Here is a 24190-nt window from a genome sequence, read left to right as displayed (position 1 = left end):
GGTAATTGCCCACTAGGCAAATTTTCCTGAAGAGAATACTTGCCTAGTGGGCATCTTTGCGGCACGATAGTGGCATGACCGATCAGACATCCCTCGGGCTCCGCGAACGCAAGAAGCGCGACACCCGCCGCGCCCTGAGCGACGCCACCTTGGCGCTGGCGTTCGAGCAGGGCCTGGAGAACGTGGTGCGCGAGGACATCGCCGCCCGCGCGGGGGTCTCGGTCCGCACCTTCAGCAACTACTTCGCCAACAAGTACGAGGCACTGGCCTACCGGCAGATCGAGCGCATCCAGCGCACCATCGAGCTCATCCGCACCCACCCGGGCGAGGGGCCGATCTGGGAGATCGTCACCGAGGCCGTGCTCGAACCGTTCGTAGCCGAGCTGGGTCCGGCCGCCGCGCCGACACCCGCGCAGCTCACCGAGGTCGCCAAGCTCGTCCAGGCGCCCGAGACCCAGGGCGTGCTCACGCGCACCCTGGTCCAGGACCTGACCGCCGCCCTCGCGGAGCGCACGCACACCGACCCGAAGCGGGACCTCTACCCTCGCCTGCTCGCCGGCGCGGTCATCGCCGCCTACGAGGCCGCGAGCGAGAACTACGCGGTCTGCGACCCGCCGGTGCCCATCACGACACTGCTGCGCCGCGCCCTGTCGTCGCTCGCCGCGGGCCTGCCCGCACCGCCGTCCTGACTCCTTCCGCACCACCGTTCCAACCGATATCGAACTGGGGGCTCACCCGCCATGCCCGAAACACCAACCGACGTAATCATTTCCGGCGGAGGCCCGAACGGTCTCCTGCTCGCCTGCGAACTCGCCCTGGCCGGGGTCCGGCCGGTCGTCCTGGAGCGGCTGCCCGCGCCGTCCGACGAGCAGCGCGCCAACGGCATCATCGGCCAGGCGCCGCGCCTGCTGGCCATGCGCGGCCTGTTCCGCGAGGACACCACCAGCGACCGCCCCGACCCGCACGCCCACCCGGATCCCATGCCCGCGTACATGTTCAGCGGTCTGCGCGTGTGGCTCGGGGAAGCGGAGAACAGTCCCATCTACGGCATGCCGATCCAGCAGCCCGCGTTCGTCCGGTTGCTCGCCGAACGCGCCGCCGAACTCGCGATCGACGTCCGCTGGGGCCATGCCCTGACCGACGTCCGCGCCGCGGGCGACACCGTCACCGTCGACGTGGCGGGCCCGGACGGAGAGTACGAACTCACCGCGCGTTTCCTGGTCGCCGCCGACGGCGGCCGCAGCCCGGTGCGCAAGCGACTCGGCATCGACTTCCCCGGCGTCACCGACGATCGGCGGGTGTCCCGGCTGGGCCACGCCACCGTGCCCGCCGAGTGGCGCACCGGCGACGGCGGCGTGGAGATTCCCGGCGCGGGCCGATTCTCCTTCGGCCACAACCGGATCGAGGGCGGCATGTTCATGTTCGCCGAGCTGACGCCGGGCAAGCCGCTGATCGGGATCACCGAGTACGAGCGCGAACCGGTCGCGGACGAGGAGCCGATGACCTTCGCGGAGTTGCGCGCGAGCCTCGAGCGGCTGCTCGGGGCCGAGGTGCCGATCACGCCGCCCGAGGGGCCGGGCCCGCACGCCCTGCGCCGCATCACCGGGCAGAACACCCGCCTGGCCGAAACCTATCGCGCGGGCAACGTCTTCCTGCTCGGCGACGCCGCCCACGTCCATTCCGCCATGGGCGGGCCCGGATTGAACCTGGGCTTGCAGGACGCGTTCAATCTCGGCTGGAAACTCGCCGCCGAAATCCGCGGGTACGCACCGCCCGGCCTGCTCGACACCTACCAGAGCGAGCGCTACCCGGTCGCCGAACGCGTGATGATGCACAGTCTTTCGCAGACCGCGCTGATGGCGCCCGGGCCGGAGGTGACCGCGCTGCGGCGGCTGTTCGACGAACTGCTCCAGGTGCCGCAGGTGTCCGCGCACATCGCGCATCTGCTCGCCGGGTCGGATGTCCGCTACGACATCGGCGACGACCACCCGCTGTCGGGCCGTCTGGTCCCGGACGTGACGGTCGAGCTCGACGGCCGGGCGGTGCGGATCGCCGAATTGTTCCGGTCGGCGCGGCCCGTGCTGCTGGACTTCACGGGCACGCTCGGCGACGCGGCGGCGGGCTGGGCCGACCGCGTCGACGTCGTCACCGCCTCCGCCGCCGCGCCGCCCGCGGCCGCGCTGCTGATCCGTCCCGACGGCTATGTCGCCTGGGCCGCAACCGAACCCGGCGATCCGGGGCTTCCCGAGGCACTCGCCCGCTGGTTCGGCACGGCGTCGGCGGCCGTGCCCGCGAGCGCCTGATCACCAGGCAACCCGCAACCGCGTCCGGCCGCGCGACGCCACGGCACCGTGTGGTCGGCAGCCACTACCTCCTTCGGCCACGCGACGCCACGACGCCGTGTGGTCGGCAGCCCACTACCTCCTTCGGCCACGCGACGCCACGGCATCGTGTGGCCGCACGACGGCGGTGCCGCCTCCCCACACCCGGCGGCAGCGCCGTCCACCCGCTACGGTGACCGCGATATCGCGGGCGAAAGGCGAAGTGGCTTGGTGGCGAACCTGTTCCGGGTCGTGGTCGGTGTGGCGACGGCAGGGGCGCTGCTGGCGCTCCCGGGGGCCGGGCCGGATCGCGACCGGCCGGACTGGTTCTACCACCAGCGCGTGACGTGGAGCGCCTGCGGCAGTGCGGATCTCGACGCCACCGGTACGCAGTGCGGGTCCGTGCGGGTGCCCCTGGACTACACGCGACCGCTGGGGCGCACCCTCACGGTGGCCGTCTCGCGCACACCGGCCACCGATCCGCAGCGCCGCCGGGGCGTGCTGCTGTCGAATCCCGGCGGACCGGGCGCGGCCGGACTGGATTCGGTGAGCCTGCTCGGCGACGTGCTCGACGCGACCGTGCGCGCCGAATTCGATTTGATCGGCATGGATCCGCGCGGTGTCGGACGGTCCGGGGGCGGCCGGCGCTGCGGCTGGCCGGTCGGCGAGATGGTGCACGCCGCGGGGCCCGACCTCGCCGGATTCCTGCACGACACCGGGCAGGCCGCGGCGATGGCGACCGGCTGCGTCCTCGGCGACCCCGCGGCCGCGCGGCACCTGACCACCCGCAACACCGCCCGCGACATGGACGTCGTCCGCGCCGCCCTGGGCGAGCGGTCCGTCAGCTATTTCGGCGTCTCCTACGGCACCTACCTCGGCGCGGTGTACACCCAGATGTTCCCGCAGCACAGCGACCGGATGGTGTTCGACAGCGCGATCGACCCCGACCGGTATTGGCAAGGGCTGGTGCGGGATTGGGGCCCGGCGGACGAGGCCGCGCTGGACGACTGGGCGACGTGGGCGGCGGGCCGCGACGACGCCTACCACCTAGGGAACACGCCGCAGCAGGTGCGCGGCACCGTCGAGGACCTGCTGGCGAGCGCGGCGCGACAGCCGATCGTCCTCGACGGGTTCGCCGTCGACGCGCACTGGCTGCCGTTCGTCCTGCACAACCTGCTCAACAACTTCCGGTCCAACGAGGCCCTGGCCGACACCGTGCGCGAACTGGCCGACCACGTGGGCGGCGGCCCGGACACCGCGCGCACAGCGCGGCTAGCGGCCGTCTTGGCAGCCCTGCGCGACGAGGAGAACGCGGAGCTGGCGTTCGTCGCGTGCGGCGACGCGCCCGCGCCGACGGATCCGCAGTGGTACTGGGACGCGATCGAGGCCGCCCGGCCGACCCAGCCGGTGTTCGGCGCGCTCGCCGGGAACATTCAGCCCTGCGCCTTCTGGCCGCGCCCGGCCGAACCTGCGACCACCGTGCGCAATGCCGTTCCGGCGCTGATCCTGCAGGCCACCGGTGATCCGCGCACACCCTACGCGCACGGCGTGCACCTGCATCGCGACCTGTCCGCCTCGCGGCTGGTCACCCTGCGCGACGTCCGCATCCACATGACCTTCCGCCCCGAGCTGAGCGGCTGCGTCAACGACGCCGTGAACACCTATCTCGGCACCGGCGTCCTCCCCGATGCCGATGTCGTCTGCGCCGCCGACCAACCGAAACCCTAGCGGCGCAACCGATTCAAGCCCGCGGCGCTTCCACGTAGAACTCCGCGCCCAGCGCGCTCAGCGCCTGCCGCACACCCGGCGGCGCCCAGCTCACCCGGGCGTCGTGGCGCACCACCGGATCGCGGACGGTCACCGTGCGGCCGCCGGTCTCCAGCTCGAATTCGCCCGCGGCCAGAATGTTCTTCAGCCAGTCCACTTCCCGCCCGTAGGTGAGCGCGATACGATACGTGCCGTCCTGGGAGAACAAGGTAATCGGCGTCCGGTACACCCGCCCGGACCGACGGCCGCGGTGCACCACGATCGCCAGACCGGGGGCGCGTCCCGCCACCAGATTCGCGACGCGGTTGGTGACCTTCCGGTTGAATCTGGCGAGCGCCTGCGGAAACGGCATCGGCTTCCCCTCTCGAACGTCCCTGCGAGGCACAGGCTACGCCCGACTCGCGGCGCGCGCTCCCGAGCGGCGGCGGGCTAGGGCGTCCAGGGCCGCAGCCGCACCCGCTGACCGGGGCGCACCTGGGCCAGCAGATCCACATCGGCGTCGAGCACCGTGCCCACCACCGGATATCCGCCGGTGATCGGGTGGTCGGCGAGGAAGACCACCGGCTGCCCGGACGGCGGAACCTGGATGGCGCCCAACGGCATTCCCTCGGTCGGCAGTTCCGCGTCGCCGAGTCTGGTCAGCGGCGGGCCCTCGGCGCGGTCGAGGCGCACGCCGACGCGGTCGGTGTCGGTGGAGACCTGCCAGTAGCCGGCGAACAGGTCCGCGGGCCGGTGGAACCAGTCGTCACGCGGGCCCAGCCGCACCCGCGCGGTGACCGGACCGGTGGTCGGCGCGGCGACGGGCGCCACCTCGACCGACGGCCAGTCCGCGGGCGGCGGGCCGATCGGCAGCACGTCGCCCGCCGCGAGCGGCGCGGGACCCAGCCCGGCGAGGGTGTCGCGGCTGCGCGAACCGAGCACCGGCGGCACGTCGACACCGCCGCGCACCGCCACATAGCAGCGCAGCCCCGCCGTGGCGATGCCCAGTTCCAGCCGCTGCCCCTCCGCCAGGTACAGCACCGACGCGTGCGCCTCGGGGCGGCCGTCCACGGTGAGCGGCGCGGGCGCACCGGTGACCGCGACCACCGCGGGCTCGGGGAACTCCAATCGCAGTCCGCCCAGCGCGCATTCGATCGCCGCCGCCGACTCCGGGTTGCCCACCAGCCGGTTCGCCAGCGCGAACGAGCGCCGGTCCGCGGCGCCGGACACCCCGACGCCCGAGTGGAACCAGCCCGGGCGGCCCAGGTCCTGAATCGTGGCGAGCAGTCCGGGCGCGGCGACCCGCACGCTCGCACCGGAGATCGCGCTCCTGCGCCGGACCGAGTGCGCCACAGTGCTTCTCACGATTCCTCCCGCACGAATCGGACCCGCGCGCCGGGTCGCAGCAGCGCCGGCTCCGCGCGGTCGAGATCCCACATCCGCACCCGCGTGGTGCCGATGAGCCGCCAGCCACCCGGCGTGCTGCGCGGATAGACCGCGCTGTAGCCGCCCGCCAGCGCGACCGACCCGGCCGGCACCGCCGTGCGCGACCGGTCGCGCCGCGGCACCGGCAGCCCCGCGCCCTCCGATTCCAGATAGCCGAAGCCCGGCGCGAAGCCCAGGAAGGCGCAGCGCCATGGCGTCCCGGTGTGGCGTTCGATCAGCTCGGGCACCGAAATGCGAAGCAGCGCCGCGGTTTCGGCGAGGTCGACGCCGTCGTAGCGCACCGGGACCAGAATCGGCTCGGGCGCGTCGACGTGCTCGGCGGGCCGCGCCGCCACCCTTTCCGCCCGCTCGCGCAGCCGTGCCTCCACGACCTCCGCGCGTGCCCGCGGCGTCAGCGTGACGAGCACCGTCTCGGCCGCCGGGACGTAGTCGCACACGCCCGCGACCGGGCGCCGCCGCAGGTCCTCTACCAGCCCGGCCAGCACGGCCGCGTCGGGCGGGACCAGCAGCAGCGCGCGGTCGCCGGCGGGCAGGACGCGCAGCCCGCTCACGTGAACGCCCCGACCTCGATGCCCTTGCCCGCCAGCGCGTCCCGGATGGTCCGGGCCATCGCCACCGCGCCCGGCGAGTCGCCGTGCACGCACAGGCTGGCGGCCGGCACCGCCACGGGCGCGCCGTCCGCGCCCCGGGCCGCGCCGTCCACCGCGATCGAGAGCGCCTGGGCCACAGCGGCTTCCGGGTCGAGCACACTGCCCGGCGTGCCGCGCGGGACGAGTGCGCCCGCCGGGGTGTAGGCGCGGTCGGCGAATCCCTCGGCGTGGAAGGCGATTCCGGCGTCCGCCGCGGCCGCGGCCAGCTCCGACCCCGGCAGGCCCAGCAGCGCGAGACCGCCGTAGGTCGTCAGCGCGCCGACGACCGCGTCGGCGACCTCCCGGTCCGCCGAGGCCGCGTGGTACAGCGCCCCGTGCGGTTTGACGTAGCGCACCCGGTCGCCCGCCGCGCGCGCGAACGCGTCCAGCGCGCCGATCTGGTACAGGCACTCGTCGGCCAGCTCGCGCGGGGGCACGGCCATCGCGCGCCGCCCGAATCCGGCCAGATCCCGATAGGACAGATGCGCCCCGATCCGCACGCCGCGGGCCACCGCCAGCTCGCAGGTCCGCCGCATGATCGCCGGGTCGCCCGCGTGGAAGCCGCAGGCGATGTTGGCGCTGGTGACGATTTCGAGCAGGGCGGCGTCGTCACCCATGGACCAGGCGCCGAAGCCCTCGCCGAGATCGCTGTTCAAGTCCATCATCGCACTCACCCGCCCTCGCGTAGTCGGTTGTCTCACAGCAGGTCCCGGCCGCGCGTCTCGGGCAGCCCGCACAGTGCCAGCACCGCGAGCGCGTACCCGAACGCCCCGAACAGCATGGCACCCGCCAGCCCCAGCGTCGTCGAGGCCAGGTACCCGACCACGGTCGGGAACACCGCGCCCACCCCGCGGCCGAAGTTGTAGGTGAAGCCCTGCCCGGTGCCGCGGGTGGCGGTCGGGTACAGCTCCGCCAAGTATGACCCGAAGCCGGCGAAGATGGCCGAGGTGGAGAACCCGAGCGGCACCCCGAGCACCAGCACGAGGGTGTCGGCGCCGGCCGGAATCCGGGTGTAGGCCACCATGAACACCACCGACAGCACCGCGAACAGCTGGATGTTGCGCTTGCGGCCGAGCCGGTCGGTGAGCACCCCGCCCGCGACGTACCCGAGGAACGCGCCGGCGATCAGAAAGAACAGATAGCTCCCGGTGCCGACCACGTCCAGGTCCCGGCTCTTCTTCAAGTAGGTGGGCAGCCACGTCGCCAGCGTGTAGTAGCCGCCCTGGACGCCGGTGGCCAGCAGCGCCGCGAAGACCGTGGTGCGCAGCGACTCCGGGCCGAAGACCGCGGTGAACGGCACCCGCTCGGCCGCCTCCGCGCGCCGCTCGGTGACCACCTCGGCATCGGTGACCGACCGGCGCACCCACACGATCAGCAGCGCCGGCAGCGCGCCGGTGAAGAACAGCACCCGCCAGGCCAGCGCCTCGTCCACCACCTCGAACACGACCGTGTACACCGCCACGGCCAGCGCCCAGCCGACGGCCCAGGCGCTCTGCACGAAGGCCACCGCGCGGCCGCGGGTCTCCGGCGCGGCGTACTCGGCGACCAGGATCGCCCCGGCCGCCCACTCCCCGCCGAAGCCCAGGCCTTGCAGCGCCCGGAACACCAGCAGCGACTCGAAGTTCCAGGCCAGCCCGCACAGCACGGTGAACAGCGCGTACACCGCGATGGTGAGCTGCAGCGTGCGGACGCGGCCGATCCGGTCGGCGAGCACACCGGCCAGCGCGCCGCCGATCGCCGAGACCACCAGGGTGACGGTGGTCAGCAGGCCGGAACGGCCGGTGTCCAAGCCGAAGTACGCCGCGATCGCGCCGAGCGCCAGCGGCAGCACCTGGAAGTCGTAGGAATCCAGGCCGTAGCCGCCGAAAGCGCCGAAGAACGCGCGCTTGCCGACGCCGCTCAGGCTGCGGAACCAGGCGAAGGCTCCGGCGGACGGCCGGGCATGGGTGGGCATGGTCGTCATGATGACCCCCTCGGATCTGTCGCGCCGGATGTGGCGCAGATCTCTATCGTAGAAATCGTTGAACGATCCTGCAATACCACGACCGGATCGTTCCGGAATTCGGCCGCGCGGCGGGTACTGTCGAACTCACACCATCGCCCCGCCGAGCAGGAGGAGGACCGCCGATGACGTCGGCGTCTGCCGGAACACCGCCCGGCGCGACCGCCGGGAGCTACGCCGCCCTGGCCGCGCGCCGCGACCGGCTCGACCGCGCCAGCCGCAGCGCGCAGGTCGCCGATATCGTCCGCGACGGCATCCTGGACGGGTCGTTCCTGCCCGGCACCCGGCTCTCGGAGCCCGATATCTGTGCGGCGCTGCAGGTTTCGCGCAACACGCTGCGCGAGGCCTTCCGCACGCTGATCGAGGAGCGGCTGGTCGTGCACGAGCTCAACCGCGGCGTGTTCGTGCGGGTGCCGACCGCCGAGGACGTCGCCGAGGTCTACAAGTGCCGGCGCATCGTGGAATGCGCGGCGCTGCGCGACCATCCGCGCACCGGCGCCGACCTGGGGCCGCTGCGGGCGATCCTGGACCGCGCGGATCGCTGTGCGGCACAGGGCGACTGGACCGGCGTGGGCACCGCCGACGTCGAATTCCACCGCGCTGTCACGGCATTGAACGACAGCCGCCTGCTCGACGCGCTGATGTCGAACGTCTGGAACGAACTGCGGCTGATCTTCCACGTGGTGTCGGACCCGAACACCTTCCACGAGCCCTACCTGCGGCGCAATCACGAGGTCTGCGACACGCTGGAGCGGGGCGAGGCGGCGGCCGCGGCCGACATGCTCGCCGACTACCTCGGTGACGCCCAGGCCCAGATCCTCGCCGCCTACGCCGCCCTCGGCCGGGAGGGCTGACCCGGTGGGCGAGGTGATCGCGGTCTACGACCGGTCGGGCCGGGAGATCGGCAGCGCCGAGCGGTCGGTCGTCTACGCCGAGGGCCACTGGCACGCCAGCGCCGGGGTGCTGGTCCGCTCCCGCGACGGCGCGCGGCTCTACGTGCACCGGCGCACCGACACCAAGGCGGTGTTCGCCGGGATGCACGACTGCCTCGCGGGCGGTGTGCTCGCACCGGGCGAAGACCCGGCGGAGGCGGCGGTGCGGGAGCTGGCCGAGGAACTGGGCATCGCGCTCGGCCCGGACGACGACCGCCCGCTGCCGCTGGCGAGCGCGTCCTGGGACGGCACGTGGCGCGGCGCCCCCATGCGCTGCCACCTGTTCGCCTACGAGCTGCGCTACGACGGCCCGGTGCGCCACCAGCCCGAGGAGATCGCCGACGGCTGGTGGTGGACCGACGCGGAACTGCGTGCGCGCCTGCGGGATCCGGACTGGCCGTTCGTGCCCGACACCCGGGTCCTGATCGCGGACCTGCTCCGCTGACGCGCCGCGGCGGCCGCTACCCCGACGACGTGACCGCTCCGGCCCACGCCGCGAAGGCGCCCGGATTGCGCGTCTGCAGCAGCACCCGGCCGGGCCCGGTGAAGTCGAACACCAGGCCCTCCCCCGACTTCAGCGATTGCAGCGACCGCCCCGACACCGCCCGCCGGATCGTGAACCGCACGGCGAGGTCGTAGGCGACGACGTGGCCGCTGTCGATGGTCACCGGTTCGCCGGGTCGCAGATCGATCACGTCCACCGCGCCGAACACCCCCAGCACCACCTCGCCCTGCCCGTGCGCCCGCAGCCCGAAGCCGCCCTCGCCGCCGAACAGGTTGGCGAACCCCGCCCACTGCGTCTCCACCTGCACGCCCTGGGAATTGGCGATCCAGCTGCCGCGGCTGATGAAGAACGGGCGGTCGGCGACGATCGGCAGCGCGAGCATGTCACCCGGCAGGGCGGGCGCCACGTCCACCCAGCCGCCCTCGGGGGGCGCGGTGAACGTCGAGACGAAGAACGACTCACCGGCCAGCACCGACCGCTTGAGGCCGGCGAGGATGCCGCCCTCGGCCTTGGCGGCCAGCGTGACACCGGCCGAATGTGCCACCATGGCACCGCTTTCCACCCGCATCGGCTCACCGGCGGCCAGTCGGCAGCGCGCGATGGTCGACGAGGGGTTGTGCCGCAACTCCACCTTCACAGTCGCGAACGTTAGCACCGGGAGATATCGGTCCGGTCGAGGTCGGCGGCCGCTCGCGGCGTCAGAGACGGACTGTCTCCGAACGCATTCCGTCCGGGCACCCGGCGTCCATCGCGGCGGCGCCGCGCGGCGGGAGTGCCCAGGTGACCGGCATCTCGATCCACGGGCACACCACGGTGCCGGTGATCGTCACGGTGTCGGGGGTGCTGTTGTAGCACACCGACTGCACGCAGTAGACGCCCGCGGGCACCTCGGCGGCGGCCGGCCCGGCGGTCGCGGCGGCCAGGCCCGCCAGCGCCGTGCACACCCCGGTCACGCCGAATGCGATGCGATTCATGCTTGCTCCGTTCTCGCCCGGCCGCGCCGGATCGGTGGTCACCGACGAGCAATGTGGTCGATACTCTAACCCCGGACCGCGTCCCGGCAGCGGATCTCGATCGATTCGCCGCTTCCTCCACCGCCGCGCGCCGGCCGTGGAATGATGCCGGGCGAATCGCCTCATGCCCCGACACCAAGGAGATCCGACCCGGTGAACAGCGCCCCGCACCTCTCGCAGACCGATGCCGAACACGCCGAGCCGCCGGTTCGCAAGCAGCGCAAGACCTTGCGGCGGATCGGGTTCGTGGCCGCGGGGGTGGCGCTCGCGATCCTCGTCACCGGGCGGGCCGACGCGGCGCCCGAGCCGCGCCACACGGCGGCGCCGGGCTGCATGACCGCCTCCGGCGCGCAGCCCAACGGCAAGCAGTGGCCCGCCGAGCCGGCCCTGTCGATCGATACCGCCGCCGCCTACACCGCGACGCTGCAGACGAACTGCGGCGCGCTGGCGGTGGACCTGGACGCCGCCCGCGCGCCGCGCACCGTGAACTCCTTCGTCTTCCTCGCCGGGGAGCAGTACTTCGACCACACCCGCTGCCACCGCCTCACCACCGAGGGCATCTTCGTGCTGCAGTGCGGCGATCCCACCGGCACCGGCAGCGGCGGCCCCGGCTACCGGTTCGACGACGAGAACCTCTCGGGCGCAACGTATCCGGCGGGCACCGTGGCGATGGCCAACGCGGGGCCGAACACCAACGGCAGCCAGTTCTTCCTGGTGTACTCCGACAGCCGGCTGCCCGCGAACTACACCCCGTTCGGGCGGGTGAGCGCCGGGATGGACGTGCTGCAGAACATCGCCGCGGGCGGCACCCGGGACGGTTCGGGCGACGGCGCGCCCGCCACGGACGTCGTGTTCGAGAGCGTGACGGCCCAGCACAGCTGAGCCGTCACGATGCTCGCGTCCCCCGGCCTCAGCCCAGGCGCAGCAGACCGTCCCACATCCGCGACCACGGTTCGCGCGGGCCGTCGCAGCGCCAGATGGTCACGTCGCGGCTGATGCCGGGGTAGCCGAGGCGGGCGTCGGAGCGGCCCGCTGCGGTCACCCGCTCGAACCGTGACCGCAGGTCGTTCTCGTCGCCGCCGACCCACAGCACCGTCGTCGCCGAGTCGGGCGGCGTGCCGAAGTAGCCGAAGCCGCGGTTGGGGCTGTACACGGCGGGCAGGCCGTACTCGGCGCGGTCCACGTCCAAAGCGCTTGCCTGCCAATAGCCGTCGGCGATCACCACGACACCGGCGCGCTCCGGTTCCGGCAGGGAGTGGTAGGCCGCCTGTGTCGCCGCGCGCAGTTCGGGCCAGCCGAACTTGCCGTACAGCCCGATGTCCAGGCCGACCTTGTCCCCGCTCGGCTCGATGTCGGACTCGGGCTGCCACGGCAGCGACCACAGCACCACCAGCACCGAGGTCACCGCGAGCGCGACCGACAGTACCCGCCGCCACCGGCCCGGCCGGTTCGTCCACCACACCGCGCCCGCGCTCATCACCGCCGCGTACGCGCCGACCGGATAGTAGGGCCGCCCGTCCAGCGCGGTGAAGACGACCATCAGCAGCGGCAGCGCGAGCGCGAGAAACCGATACGGGCGCAACGGTTCCCAACGGAGCAGGCCCACCAGCCCGCACGCCAGGAAGAACACTCCGAGCACCCCGGCGATCAGCAGGGCCAGCGGCACGAACGTCCACCGGCCGCCCACCTCGGCCTGCTCCGCGGCCACCTGCGCGCCCATGCCCAGCTGCGGCCAGCCGTGCCGCGCCTGCCACAGCAGGCTCGGCGCCATCGTGACCGCCGCCAGCGCCGCGCCCCACCACAGCGCCGGGCGGCGCAGCAGTTCCCGCGGCCCGAATACCAGCACCCCGGCGGCGATCGCGACCCACAGGAACGGCACCAGCCATTTGACCTGCAGATCCACGGCCGTCACCAGCGCCGCCCACAGCAGCAGGTGGTCGCGCCGGGTCCGCACCCACCGCACCACCAGCCAGGTGAGCAGCACCCACAGCGCGGTGTCGACGGAGTTGGTGGACAGCTGCGTGCCCTGCACGAGCAGGAACGGAGACCCGGCGTAGGCGAGCGCGGCCAGCACCTGCGCGCCGCGGGCACCGCCGAACTCGCGGGCCAGCTGCGCGCTGAGCACCAGCGCCACCAATGTGATCGCGACCGACGGAAGCCGTTGCGCCACCAGCGAACCCGGCGCCGCCAGGTCCATCAGCCGGGCGATGGCGGGCACCAGCGGGCCCTGGTCGGCGTAGCTCGCCGCCAGCCGCCGCCCGGCGGAGACGAAATACAGTTCGTCGCCGAAGAATCCGTACCGGCCGATCGACAGCAGCAGCGCCACCGCGGCGGCCGCCGTCACCAGGGCGACCGGCACGGTCGCGAACGGAGGGCGGTCCGCGGTCGGATCCGGCTGGGGCGCTGTGGTTGTCACCGTGGTCGTCATCGCGAGGTTTCCTTCCGGGTGGCCAGGTCGTAGAGCCGGCACAGATGGGCCGAGTAGGCGGTCAGGTCGAAATCCGCGGCGCGGATCGCCCGCCCGGCCGCACCGTCGATGGCGTCGCGGATCGATTCGGCCATCGCGACAGGGTCGAACTCGCCGAACACGCCGCCGCGCTGGCCGTCGGTGAGGAGGTCCACCAGCGGTTGCTTGATTTCCTGTTCGCCGTCGCCCCCGGCGAACCGCAATTGCCCGTCGGCGTCGCGCAGGTTGATCACCACATCGGTCAGGGCCGCCACGTATTTGCGGTTGGCGTCGATGAATTCGAGATTCGACCGGATGTAGGCGAGCACTCGCTCCCGGGGCCCCTCCGCCGCCGTCACGGCCGGGGCGATCTGCTCGGCGGCCGAGACGTAGAGCTGCACCACCAGCTGCTCCATCAGGTCGTCCTTGCCGTCGAAGTGGTAGGAGATGACGCCCTTGGAGATGCCCGCCTGCCGGGCGATCCGGGCCAATGACGCGTTGCCGTAGCCGAATTCGGCGATGACGTCCACCGCGGCGGCGATGATCTGCCGCCGCCGCGCCTCCTCGATGAACGACCGCCGTTGGCCGTCCGGACTATTTTCTGGCCGCATGGCCAAATTTTAGGGCATGCGGCCAGGGGCCGTCATGCCCCGGATTCCATGGGGCTAGATCGGTGCGCCCGCCCACCAGCGATCGCGCAGGTCCGCGCCGGACGCGCCGCCCAGCGCGAGCAGCTGGCAGTAGTCGCGGCCGGGGTCGTCGAAGGTCACCAGCACGGTTCCGGAACGCTCGCCGCGGGGGTTCGGCACGTCGCCCCAGACGAGTCGGCCCCTACCCGAGAGCCGCTGCCAGGTCTCGTCGCCGAGGATCGTGGTGCCGGACTGCAAGGTGGGCTGCTCCACCTCGTGGCGATCGGCATTGCACCGCACCACCAGCAGTTCCAGCGGATTGCGGTCGCCGTTGCAGTTCAGGCGGGTCTGGCCGGTGGCGGGCACGTTCACGTCCGCCGGTCGACCCTCCGCGCCGAGCGCCGCGCACCGCATCCCCTGGTACCCGGCGGCGTCCGGCGCCGAGGGCAGCAGCCCGGGGAAGGCGTCGGTCATGTAGGTGTGGCTGCCCCAGGTGTTGCGGGCGGCGGTCGTCGTGGCGGGGCGTGCGGAGGTGGCGGTCGTGGACGGCGACACCGCCGTCGGCGTGCCTTCGGTCGAGTTCCGTTGCAGCACGACCACACTCGCAACGACCGCGACGACCGCCAGCAGCAGGGCGCCCGCGATCAGCGGTCCGCGCCGTCGTCGCGACGCCACGGGCGCCGGGGAATACGGGACCGGTGGAGGCGGCGGCACCGGGGCCCGTGCCGTACCGAACGCGGCCGCCGCGTCGGCTGCCAGTGCGCCGCAGGACTGGTAGCGGGCATCGGGGTGTTTCGCCAGCGCCCGGGCGATGACGGTGTCGATCGCCGGGGGCAGTTCGGGCCGGAGCGCGGTGGGACGCGGGGGCGGGTCGTCCAGGTGGGCCGCCAGCACCGCGGCCGCGGTCGCGCGGGGGAACGGTTTCGCGCCGGTGAGCAGTTCGTACAGGGTGCAGCCGAGCGCGTAGACGTCGGCGCGGTGGTCGACCCGGTGGGCCATCAGCTGTTCGGGGGCGGCGTAGGCGAGGGTCGCCACCACCGCGCCGGTCGCGGTGAGCACCGTGGGGTCGCCCACGGACCGGCCGATGCCGAAGTCGGACACCAGCACTCGATCGTGCCGCCCGTCGCCCGCGCCCAGCAGCAGATTGCCCGGTTTGACGTCGCGGTGCACCAGTCCGGCGCGGTGCGCGTCGTCCAGGCCGCGTGCCGCCTGCGCCACGATGGCCACCGCGCGCAGCGGCGGCACGGCGCCGCCGCGCACCAGTGCCGCCGCGTCGCCGCCCTCGACGTACTGCATGGCGATCCACAGCCGGCCGTCCTCGACGCCGCGGTCGTGCACGGCCACGATGTTCGGGTGGTTCAGCCGCGCCACCAGTTCGGCCTCGCGCACGAACCGGGCCCGGTACTCGGCGTCGCCGCTGTGCTCGGCCGACAGCACCTTCACCGCGTCGCGGCGCGGCAGCCGGGGATGGCGGGCCACGTACACCGTGCCCATTCCGCCGCCGCCGAGGACCCGTTCGATCACGTACCCGGCGAACACCGTCCCGGGAAGCAGCCTGTCGCGCATCGCTATTCGCTCCGGGCCAGGAGCAGGTACTGCGCCGAGATCCGGTGCCGGGCGTCGTCGGCGGTGCGCGAGTACACGATCGCCTCGTACCGGCCGTACACCAGCCGGCACGCGAAGCGCGCCGAGATCGGCGGGCTGGACAGGGATTCCATGCAGCGCGCATCCGGAATACCGGCGGGCCCGGGCAGCTGGCGCGTCCCCGGTTCGGTCAGCTCGTCGGCGGCGTCGTCGTATTCGCGGCGGGCGGTGACCGCGTCGGGTAGGCGCAGCAGAGTATGCAGGCCGTTGACCGCGAGCACCATGCCGATCCCCTCGGCCGGCCGCTGCCAGCTGCCGTACCGGTGGGTGGCCCGCGGACCGTAGACGAGGCCGGTGGTGATGAAGGTGCTGGACCAGCCCGCCTCGGGGCCGTAACGCTTGGTGATCACCTTCGGCCACGGCCAGACACCGGGCGCCTCCGGCAGCAGGCGAGCCAGCATGCCGTCCGGATCCAGCGGCAGGGTCGCGAAACGGTCCGGCGGGGTGGGCCGGAAATCGTCCAGCCGGGTCCGCTGCGCGGTGAAGGTCGTGCTCGCCAGTCGTCGCAGTGCCTCGAGGTCGGTGGTCCGCTCCCCCGCGAGCACGCTGACCACGAAGTCGCCGTACGCGGCGGTCGCGGCCAGGGTCGGCACGCTCGGGCGCCAATGTCCGTGTGCCTCGGGGTGTTCCGGGATCGGGACCGGAACATTCTCAGGGCTGACGGCGGCGTCGACGGCATCGATCTCACCGGCGGCGGCCCGGGCGGCACCGGGATCGGGGAATCGCAGCAGCAGCACGGTCAACAGCCGGGCGCGGCCGACGGCCAGGTCCACAGCGATCCCGGCGTCCATGCCGCCGACGGAGAAACCGGCCAGCATGCCGTGCCGTTCGAGCACGGCCCGCACCGGTTCGGCGAGGAAGCCGGCCTGCGCGGGCGTCGGGATCGGGACCGAGGCCACCGAACCGAGGCCGTGGGTCAGCGCCGGATCGATCTCCACCGGGTCGACCACCGCCTCGCCCATCCGCACCGACTCCAGGACCCGCCCGGATCGCTCGTCGACGTCGCGGGGCGCCACGAGCAGGTCTGTGCCGTAGGGGCCGATGTCGATCGTCGCCCGGTCGGGGCCGAGCCGGGCCGGTGTGCCCGCGACGGTGCAGCCGGTCGCCAGCAGCAGCGCCGCACCCACCGCCGAGACCACCGGTAGGTAGCGAATACGTAAGCGCCGCACCGGTTCTCGTTCCTTCGTCGTAGTCCGCCCGATCACACCGGCACCCCCGGCCAGAACTTCGTGCGCAACTCCTCGCCGGACACCATCGCGTTCATCTGCAGCCGACAGAAGCTCCGCCCGGGGTCGTCGAAGTACACCTCGATCCGGCCCCGCCGCGGGCCGGTGCCGCCGACGAGGTAGTCGCCCCAGCGCAGCTGGCCCGTCCCGGACGACCGCGCCCACCGCTCGCTCCCGGCGACGGCCCACTCGACCGACTGCGGGCGCACCCGCGACCGGTCGGCCAGGCATTCGATGACGATGCCGACGAGCGGGTCGGCGTCGCCGCCGCAGAGCACCCGGGCCACGCGCGCCGGTTCGTACAGCGACACCGCCCGCAGCTCACCGTCGACGGGTGTGCAGCGGGAGAGGTCGTCGAATCCGATGCCGTCGACCGAGACCGGCAGCACGTTCGGAAACGCGTCCGCCACATAGGCGTACGCGCCCCACAGCGCCGCCTTCAATTCCGGCGAGCGCGCGCTCGTGGTGGCGGTCGGGTGGGCGGCCGTGTCGTCGGTGCGGGTCACGGCCCACACCGACACTCCCGCCGCCAGCAGCACCACCGCCAGCACGAGGGCGACCGGCAGCAGCGCCCGTCGCCGCCGCTCGGACGGCTTGCTGCCGGGGTCTGCGGCAGCCGCCACCGCGGCGGCCAGGGCGCGGCCGTCGGGGTACCGCTGCTCCGGCCGCGCCGCCGTGGCGCGCGCGACCACCTCGTCCATCGCGGCGGGCACCCAGGGGTTCGCGCGGGACGGACGCGGCACGGCCGCACCGGGTTCCGGCGCGATCCCGGTCAGCAGCCGGTACAGGACGCAGCCGAGGGCGTAGATGTCGGCCCGGTGGTCCACCGGCTCCCCGGCGCGTTGTTCGGGCGCCGGGAAGGCGACCGGTTCGGCCGGAGCGCGGGCGATGCCGTATCCGGTGAGCAGGACCTGATCGGCCTCGCCCGGCCGTTCGACGACCCGAATGTCCGCGGGCTTCACATCGCCGTGGCGCAATCCGGCCCGATGCACCTCGTCGAGCCCGCGCGCCGCCGCGGCCACGATGTGCGCCGAGCGAGCGACGTCCACACCGCCGTGCTGGGCCATGGACTCGGCGTCGACCCCGTCGACGTGCCCGGTGGCGACCCACAGCCGCCCGTCCCGCTCGCCCGCGTCCAGTACCGGCACCAGGTTGGGGTGCCGCAGCCGCGCGGCGCGCTCGGCCGTGCTCAGGAAGTACGCGCGGAAACCGGCGTCGGGCGCGGCGGTCCGGACGGTGATCTCGTCGACGCGCTCCGAGCCGACCCGGCGCGCGAGGAGAACCGTTGTGCCGCCGGCACTTCCGAGTTCGCGTTCGACGCGGTAGCCGCCGAAGGTCGTGGCGTCACCGTCCGTCATGGTCGTTCCCTCCCGCACCCGTCACAGCGGCGTCCCCGGCCACCAGTGATCGAGGAGTTCCTGTCCGGTGGACCCGTCCCGGCCCGACACGGAGAGCTGGCAGAAATTGCGTGCGGGGTCGTCGAATTGGATCCCCAGGAAGCCGTACGGACCGTGCTCGCCCGCGATGTCGCCCCACACGATGCGCCCGGTGCCCGAAGGGCGTGCCCAGCGCTGGTCGCCGGCGATCGCCACGTCCGCGTAGCGCGGCAGCGTGGTCGGCGCGCGGTTGGCATTGCACATGACCGACAGGTTGTCGAGCGGGTTCGTGTTGCCCTGGCACGACAGCTCGGGATATCCCTCGCGGGGACCGGCGTCGAGCGCGATCTGCCGGAAGTCCTTGCTGTCCACCACGATGCAGCGCATCCCGTCGTACCCGCTCCCGATGGGACCGGCGGGCAGGAAGCCGGGGAAGGGCTCGACGAGATAGGCGTACCGGCCCCACGACACCGCGCTGCTCGCTGTCGACACCGGCGGGGTGGTCGCGGCGCTGCTCGCCGCAGGGGCGGCCGCCGGTGGATCGTCCGACATCGTCGTCACCGCCACGATGCCCGCGACCACCGCCAGCACGCCGACCAGCGCCGCGACGGCCCAGCGCAGGCCCCGGCGCGCGGGCCGAGGTGGCGTGAAGACCGGCACGGAGACCGGCGGCGGGGGCACGGCCGCGCCGCCCGCGATAGCGGCCAGGTCCGCCGCCAGCGCACCGCAACTCGGGTACCGGTCGCGCGGGTTCTTGGCCAGCGCCCGCGCGATCACCGCGTCGAAGCCGGGCGGCAGACCGGGAACGTGCGCGGACGGCCGGGGCGGCGGGTCGTTCAGGTGCGCGTGCATCACCGCGGCCGGTGTCGGCCGGGGGAACGGCTTGCTCCCGGTGAGCAGCTCGTAGTACGTGCAGCCCAGCGCGTACACGTCGGCCCGCTGATCGACGGGCCCGGCGGTGATCTGCTCGGGCGCGGCGTAGGCCACGGTCGCCAGCACCGACCCGGTCTCGGTGAGTCCGGTGGTCTCGGTGGCGCTGCGCGCGATGCCGAAGTCCGACACGTACACCCGGGGCGGCTCGGTCGCGCCGCGGGACTCCAGCAGCAGATTCGCGGGTTTCACGTCGCGGTGCAGCAGTCCCGCGCGATGCGCCGCGTCCAGTCCGCGGGCCGCCTCGGTGACGATGTGTGTCGCCAGTCGCGGCTCGAGGCCGCCGGGCGTGCGGCGCAGCGCCTCGGCGGCATCGATGCCCTCGACCAGTTGCATGGCGATCCAGAGCCTGCCGTGTTCGATGCCCCGGTCACGCACCGCCACGATGTTCGGATGGTCCAGCCGCGCGGCCAGTTCCGCTTCGCGGCCGAAGCGCGCGCGGTATTCGGGGTCCGCGCCCAGCGCCTCCGGCAGCACCTTCACCGCGTCGAAGCGCGGCAACCGGGGATGCGCGGCCAGGTACACCGTTCCCATCCCGCCCGCGCCCAGCACTCGGTCGATGCGATATCCGGCGAAAATCACGCCGGGAGAGAGGGTTTCGGACATCCGACTATCCGCCGTTCACCAACAGCCCGTACTGCGCGGCGATCTTCTGCTGCGCCGTCGTCAGCTCGCGGGCGACCAGGGCGGCGGTGTAGCGCCCGTACACCACGCGGCACAGGAATCTGGCCTGACGCAGTTCGTCCGGCTGCAGCGACTCCCAGCACGCGGTGTCGACCGCGCCGGCGGACGGCGGGACCGGCACCATGTCGCCGGACTCGCGATCCTTGCGCGTCGCCGCCTCGAAGGCCCGCCGCGCGGCCGCGGCGTCGGCGAATCGGTCGACCACGTTGAAGCCGTTGGACGCCCGCAGCTCGATCGGATGGTCGTGCTTCTTGCGCGAGCCCGCGAGCCACGCCGCGCGCGGTCCGTACACCACGCCGTGGCCCAGTACCGAGGCGTTCCAGCCGGCGTTCACATCCTGGCTCAGGACCGTGACGGCGGGGTAGGACCAGCGCCGCGGGGCGTCAGGCACCATGCGCCGGACCATGCCGTCCGGGTCGAGCGGCAGCGTGGCCAGCCGGTCCGCGGGAGTCGCCGCGAACTCGCGCAACCGCGGCACCTGCGCGGCGAAAGCCTTGGCGGCCAGCGTGTTCAGTGCGTTCAGGTCCGTTGTGGTGTGTCCCACCAGCAAGCTGATCACGTACGGACCCTCGGCGAGCGTGGCCGCCAGCGTCGGCACGGCCGGACGCCAATGCGCGTGTGCCGCGAGGTGGCCCGGAACGGGCACGCCGACATTGTCCGGGCTGACGGCGGCATCGACGGCATCGATGTCCTTCGCGGCGCGCCGGGCGGCATCGTCGTCGGGGAAGCGCAGCACCATCGTGGTCAGAATGCGCGCACTGCCGATCACCGGCCCGTGACCCGTCGGTGCGACGTCGGTGCCGTCCACCTCCGCTCCGGCGAGCATCTTCTCGCGTTCGAGGACCGCGCGCACCGGACTCGCGAGGAGCACGGACGCGGTGGCCGGGGTGGGCAGCGGCGTGGCTTGGGTGGCGCTCGCCCCATGGGTCAGTGCCGGGTCGATCTCGACGGGATCGGCCAGCGCCTCCATCATCCGCACCGACTCGAGCACCCGGCCGTAGCGCTCGTTGCCGTTCTCCGGGACGTCGAGCGGTTCGACGCCGTAGGCGCCCGCGTCGAGCGAATGCGGATCGGGATAGTGCGGGCGTGGTCGTCCGTCGGTGGCGCAGCCCGCGACCAGCAGGAGCGCGAGGGCCGCGAGGCCCGCGGCACGGGATGCGGTCGTCACGCGACCGGGCCTTCTCGTCGTCACAGCGGCGCGTCCGTCCACCAGAGCCGCCGCACCTCGGCGCCGGTCGTCGCGTCCCCGATGACCTCCAGGCGGCAGTGATTGCGGCCGGGATCGTCGAAGTACACCTCGAGCACACCCAGCGCGCGCTTCCGCAGCCGCGGACTCGCGATGTCCAGGTAATTCTCGACTCCCCAGAACAGGTGGCCGGAACCCGAAGGGCGCGTCCAGCTCTCGTCGCCCTCGACGACGGCGAAGGAGCGGACCGGCGCGATCGGCGACCGGTCGGCGTTGCAGTACACGTCCAGCTCCAGCACCGGGTCCAGGTTTCCCAGGCACAGCAGATGGCCGACCGGCACGGGCTTGTCCAGGTCGCCGTTCTCGCCGCGCTCGATGATCGGCGCGCAACCGGCCATTTCCTGATACCCCACCCCGTTCGGCATCGGCGGCAGCAGGTCGGGGAACGTCTGCGGGATGTAGGCGTAGGTGCCCCAGGCGCTCGGCTCGATCGTGCCGGTGACCGGACGGCGGTCGGCCGCGCGAGTGGAGTTGTCGGAGCCGGAGTGCACCAGTCCGTAGCCCGCGATCGCGGTCACCACGACGACGACCGCGAGTGCCGCGGCGAGCAGCCCGAGCCGGACCGGCCGCCGGGACGGCGCACCGTGCCCGGCCGCCGCGGCCTGCGCCGCGGCCGCGAGTTCGCCGCAGCTGGCGAACCGGTCGGCGGGCTTCTTGGCCATCGCCTTGGCGACGACGGCGTCGAATCCGGCCGGCACCCGGGGATTGCGCCGCGACGGCCGCGGCGGCGGTTCGTGCAGGTGCGCGTACATCACCGACCCCGCGCTGTTGCGCGGGAACGGCACCGTGCCCGTGAGCATCTGGTAGAGCGTGCAGCCCAGCGCGTACACGTCCGCGCGCCGATCCACCGGTTCGCCGCTGATCTGCTCGGGCGCCGCGTAGGCCAGGGTGGCCGACAGCCCGCCCGTGCCGGCCAGGGTCGTCGAGTCGTCGGCCGGGCGGGCGATGCCGAAGTCGGTGACCAGCACCCGGTCCGCGCCGCCGGGCTGCTCGGCGATCAGGATGTTGGCGGGTTTCACGTCGCGGTGCAGCAGTCCGGCCCGGTGGATCTCGTCCAGGCCCGCGGCCACCTCGGACACGATGCGCACCACCCGCGCCACGTCCAGCACCGCGGGCCCGCGCCGGATCAGCTGGGCCAGGTCGCCGCCCTCGACGTACTGCATGGCGATCCACAGCCGGCCCTCGTGCTCGCCGCGATCCCGGATCGCGACCAGATTGGGATGCTGCAGGCGCGCCGCGATCTCCGCCTCCCGCAGGAAACGCGCGCGGAAGGCGGCGTCGCTCGCGTGCGCGTCCGCCAGCACCTTCACCGCGTCCTTGCGCGGCAGGCGCGGATGCTGCGCCAGGTAGACCGTGCCCATGCCGCCCGCACCGAGCTTGCGCTCGATGCGGTAGCCCGCGAAGGCCGCGTCCTCGGCGACGTCCAACGCGCTCTCCCCTCCCCGAATCCAGTTATGAGCAACTGTCCCGCAACCAAAGTCGTTGCGGGACAGTTGCCCTCACCCCGAAGTACTCGTTACCGCGGGCACGATACCTTGCATTCCGAACTCTCGCCGGACCCCAATTCCCCCGTCCCGGGGACAGACGACGCCGGGGCCGCGCCTCCGAAGAAGCACGGCCCCGGCGGGTTCGCGGTGTGTTACAGGTACTGACCCGTGTTCGACTCGGTGTCGATCGCGCGGCTGGCACTGGCGTTCTTGCCGGTGACCAGCGTCCGGATGTAGACGATCCGCTCGCCCTTCTTGCCCGAGATGCGGGCCCAGTCATCGGGATTCGTGGTGTTGGGCAGGTCCTCGTTCTCCGAGAACTCGTCCACGATCGAATCGTAGAGATGCTGGATGCGCAGGCCGGGGTTGCCGGTCTCGAGCACGGACTTGATCGCGTACTTCTTGGCCCGGTCCACGATGTTCTGGATCATGGCGCCGGAGTTGAAGTCCTTGAAGTACAGGACCTCCTTGTCGCCGTTGGCGTAGGTGACCTCGAGGAAGCGGTTGTCCTCGCTCTCGGCGTACATCCGGTCGACGACCCGCTCGATCATCGCCTGCACGCACTTGGCGCGGTCGCCGCCGAACTCGGCGATGTCGTCGGCGTGCAGCGGCAGGGTCTCGGTCAGGTACTTGGAGAAGATGTCCTGTGCCGCTTCGGCGTCCGGGCGCTCGATCTTGATCTTCACGTCCAGGCGGCCGGGCCGCAGGATGGCCGGGTCGATCATGTCCTCGCGGTTGGAGGCGCCGATCACGATCACGTTCTCCAGGCCCTCGACGCCATCGATCTCCGACAGCAGCTGCGGGACCACCGTGGTCTCCACGTCCGACGACACGCCCGAGCCGCGGGTGCGGAAGATCGAGTCCATCTCGTCGAAGAAGACGATCACCGGGGTGCCCTCGGACGCCTTCTCCCGGGCGCGCTGGAAGATGATCCGGATGTGGCGCTCGGTCTCGCCCACGAACTTGTTCAGCAGCTCGGGACCCTTGATGTTGAGGAAGAAGGACTTGGCCTCCTTGGCGTCCTCACCGCGCGCCTCGGCGATCTTCTTCGCCAGCGAGTTGGCCACCGCCTTGGCGATCAGCGTCTTACCGCAGCCGGGCGGGCCGTAGAGCAGCACGCCCTTGGGCGGGCGCAGCGCGTACTCGCGGAACAGATCCTTGTGCAGGAAGGGCAGTTCCACCGCGTCGCGGATCTGCTCGATCTGACGCGACAGGCCGCCGATGTCCTCGTAGTCGACATCGGGGACCTCCTCCAGGACCAGGTCCTCGACCTCGGCCTTGGGGATGCGCTCGAAGGCGAAGCCGGCCTTGGTGTCGACCAGCAGCGAATCGCCCGCCCGCAGGCGGCGGACCGGCTGGTCCGGGTCGTCGAGGTCGTCGATGTCGACCAGTTTGGTCAGGGGGCCCGACAGCCAGACCACCCGCTCCTCGTCGGCGTGCCCGACCACCAGGGCCCGGCGGCCGTCGTCGAGGATCTCGCGCAGGGTGCCGAGCTCACCGGTCTGGTCGAAGTGGCCGGCCTCGACGACGGTGAGCGCCTCGTTGAGGCGGACGCTCTGCCCGTAGTGCAGCGTCGACGTGTCGATGTTCGGTGAGCACGTCAGGCGCATCTTGCGCCCCGAGGTGAACACGTCGACGGTCTGATCGTCGTAGACACCGATGAGCACGCCGTAACCACTCGGCGGCTGGCCCAGCCGGTCGACCTCCTCGCGCAAGGCGACGAGTTGCTGGCGGGCCTCCTTCAGGGTGTCCATCAGTTTGGTGTTGCGAATTGTCAGCGAATCGATGCGCGCTTCCAATTCCCGCGAGCGATCAGGGGTGTCGGCGAGTTGCCTTCGGAGTGCAGCCGCCTCGGCGCGTACTGCCTCGAGTTCCCTCCAGGCCGCCGAATCCGAATTCTCGATGGGGCTCATGATGCTGCTCCTCCC

General features: G+C 72.5%; 22 protein-coding genes. 6 read left to right on the top strand and 16 right to left on the bottom strand.

Annotation, left to right across the window (positions count from 1 at the left end; all coding sequences use genetic code 11):
* Positions 1-74 precede the first annotated feature (74 nt).
* The 3 genes from IU476_RS03415 (at position 75) to IU476_RS03405 (ending at position 4049) form a co-directional block, all read left to right on the top strand.
* Positions 75-689 carry a TetR/AcrR family transcriptional regulator gene (locus IU476_RS03415; protein WP_195096355.1) on the top strand — a complete coding sequence of 205 codons (615 nt, stop codon included), beginning with the start codon at positions 75-77 and terminating at the stop codon, positions 687-689.
* A gap of 51 nt (positions 690-740) precedes the next feature.
* The gene (locus tag IU476_RS03410; protein WP_195096352.1) at positions 741-2303 is read left to right on the top strand and encodes an FAD-dependent monooxygenase; all 1563 of its coding nucleotides are present in this window, start codon (positions 741-743) and stop codon (positions 2301-2303) included.
* 249 nt (positions 2304-2552) lie between these two features.
* A complete protein-coding gene (locus tag IU476_RS03405) occupies positions 2553-4049 on the top strand; it encodes an alpha/beta fold hydrolase (RefSeq protein ID WP_324193892.1) in 1497 nt (498 codons plus the stop codon).
* A gap of 13 nt (positions 4050-4062) precedes the next feature.
* Here the strand turns inward: IU476_RS03405 and IU476_RS03400 are convergent, their stop codons facing one another.
* The 5 genes from IU476_RS03400 to IU476_RS03380 form a co-directional block, all read right to left on the bottom strand.
* Positions 4063-4440, bottom strand: coding sequence for a nitroreductase family deazaflavin-dependent oxidoreductase (locus IU476_RS03400; RefSeq protein ID WP_195096345.1), 378 nt, complete (start codon positions 4438-4440; stop codon positions 4063-4065).
* Positions 4441-4517: 77 nt separating this feature from the next.
* Positions 4518-5390, bottom strand: coding sequence for a 5-oxoprolinase subunit C family protein (locus IU476_RS03395; protein WP_195097407.1), 873 nt, complete (start codon positions 5388-5390; stop codon positions 4518-4520).
* Between the two features lie 38 nt (positions 5391-5428).
* Positions 5429-6064, bottom strand: a complete 636-nt coding sequence (locus IU476_RS03390) for a 5-oxoprolinase subunit B family protein (RefSeq protein ID WP_195096342.1) — start codon at positions 6062-6064, stop codon at positions 5429-5431.
* On the bottom strand, positions 6061-6807 hold the full coding sequence (locus IU476_RS03385; protein ID WP_195096339.1) for a LamB/YcsF family protein: 747 nt from the start codon (positions 6805-6807) through the stop codon (positions 6061-6063). The genes IU476_RS03390 and IU476_RS03385 overlap by 4 nt, the downstream gene beginning before the upstream one ends.
* Positions 6808-6839: 32 nt before the next feature.
* Positions 6840-8105, bottom strand: a complete 1266-nt coding sequence (locus IU476_RS03380) for an MFS transporter (protein ID WP_195096335.1) — start codon at positions 8103-8105, stop codon at positions 6840-6842.
* Between the two features lie 164 nt (positions 8106-8269).
* Between IU476_RS03380 and IU476_RS03375 the strand changes: the two genes are divergently transcribed.
* A complete protein-coding gene (locus IU476_RS03375) occupies positions 8270-8998 on the top strand; it encodes a GntR family transcriptional regulator (RefSeq protein ID WP_195096333.1) in 729 nt (242 codons plus the stop codon).
* A gap of 4 nt (positions 8999-9002) precedes the next feature.
* Positions 9003-9521, top strand: coding sequence for an NUDIX hydrolase (locus IU476_RS03370; protein ID WP_195096331.1), 519 nt, complete (start codon positions 9003-9005; stop codon positions 9519-9521).
* 16 nt (positions 9522-9537) lie between these two features.
* On the opposite strand, the gene IU476_RS03365 is transcribed toward IU476_RS03370, so the two are convergent.
* Both IU476_RS03365 and IU476_RS03360 read right to left on the bottom strand, forming a co-directional pair.
* Positions 9538-10218: a TIGR00266 family protein gene (locus IU476_RS03365; RefSeq protein WP_195096328.1), complete on the bottom strand. Its 681-nt coding sequence runs from the start codon at positions 10216-10218 to the stop codon at positions 9538-9540.
* A gap of 61 nt (positions 10219-10279) precedes the next feature.
* Entirely contained in the window at positions 10280-10555 is a 276-nt protein-coding gene (locus IU476_RS03360; RefSeq protein ID WP_195096326.1) for a hypothetical protein, read from the bottom strand.
* A gap of 192 nt (positions 10556-10747) precedes the next feature.
* Here IU476_RS03360 and IU476_RS03355 point away from each other — a divergent pair, with 192 nt between their 5' ends.
* Complete coding sequence (locus tag IU476_RS03355) at positions 10748-11476, top strand: peptidylprolyl isomerase (RefSeq protein WP_324193839.1); 729 nt, start codon at positions 10748-10750, stop codon at positions 11474-11476.
* A 28-nt stretch (positions 11477-11504) separates the two neighbouring features.
* Here IU476_RS03355 and IU476_RS03350 read toward each other — a convergent pair whose 3' ends face one another.
* The 9 genes from IU476_RS03350 to arc form a co-directional block, all read right to left on the bottom strand.
* Complete coding sequence (locus IU476_RS03350; RefSeq protein ID WP_195096322.1) at positions 11505-13022, bottom strand: ArnT family glycosyltransferase; 1518 nt, start codon at positions 13020-13022, stop codon at positions 11505-11507.
* A complete protein-coding gene (locus IU476_RS03345) occupies positions 13019-13651 on the bottom strand; it encodes a TetR/AcrR family transcriptional regulator (RefSeq protein ID WP_195096319.1) in 633 nt (210 codons plus the stop codon). The genes IU476_RS03350 and IU476_RS03345 overlap by 4 nt, the downstream gene beginning before the upstream one ends.
* A 54-nt stretch (positions 13652-13705) precedes the next feature.
* Positions 13706-15235 (bottom strand): serine/threonine-protein kinase, encoded by a 1530-nt coding sequence (locus IU476_RS03340; RefSeq protein ID WP_195096316.1) that lies wholly within the window; start codon positions 15233-15235, stop codon positions 13706-13708.
* A 2-nt stretch (positions 15236-15237) separates the two neighbouring features.
* Entirely contained in the window at positions 15238-16482 is a 1245-nt protein-coding gene (locus IU476_RS03335; protein WP_195096313.1) for a DUF7373 family lipoprotein, read from the bottom strand.
* Between the two features lie 32 nt (positions 16483-16514).
* Positions 16515-17897: a serine/threonine-protein kinase gene (locus IU476_RS03330; protein ID WP_195096311.1), complete on the bottom strand. Its 1383-nt coding sequence runs from the start codon at positions 17895-17897 to the stop codon at positions 16515-16517.
* 21 nt (positions 17898-17918) lie between these two features.
* Entirely contained in the window at positions 17919-19451 is a 1533-nt protein-coding gene (locus IU476_RS03325) for a serine/threonine-protein kinase (RefSeq protein WP_195096309.1), read from the bottom strand.
* A gap of 4 nt (positions 19452-19455) precedes the next feature.
* Positions 19456-20697 (bottom strand): DUF7373 family lipoprotein, encoded by a 1242-nt coding sequence (locus tag IU476_RS03320; RefSeq protein WP_195096306.1) that lies wholly within the window; start codon positions 20695-20697, stop codon positions 19456-19458.
* Between the two features lie 20 nt (positions 20698-20717).
* Positions 20718-22202 carry a serine/threonine-protein kinase gene (locus IU476_RS03315; protein WP_195096304.1) on the bottom strand — a complete coding sequence of 495 codons (1485 nt, stop codon included), beginning with the start codon at positions 22200-22202 and terminating at the stop codon, positions 20718-20720.
* Positions 22203-22414: 212 nt separating this feature from the next.
* Complete coding sequence (gene arc / locus IU476_RS03310) at positions 22415-24175, bottom strand: proteasome ATPase (protein WP_195096302.1); 1761 nt, start codon at positions 24173-24175, stop codon at positions 22415-22417.
* Positions 24176-24190 lie beyond the last annotated feature (15 nt).

Origin of the sequence: Nocardia blacklockiae (assembly GCF_015477355.1) — a bacterium.
Taxonomy (GTDB): Bacteria; Actinomycetota; Actinomycetes; order Mycobacteriales; family Mycobacteriaceae; genus Nocardia; species Nocardia blacklockiae.
Note: the sequence above shows the minus strand (reverse complement) of the source record. Positions and strands in the feature narration are given on the sequence as shown.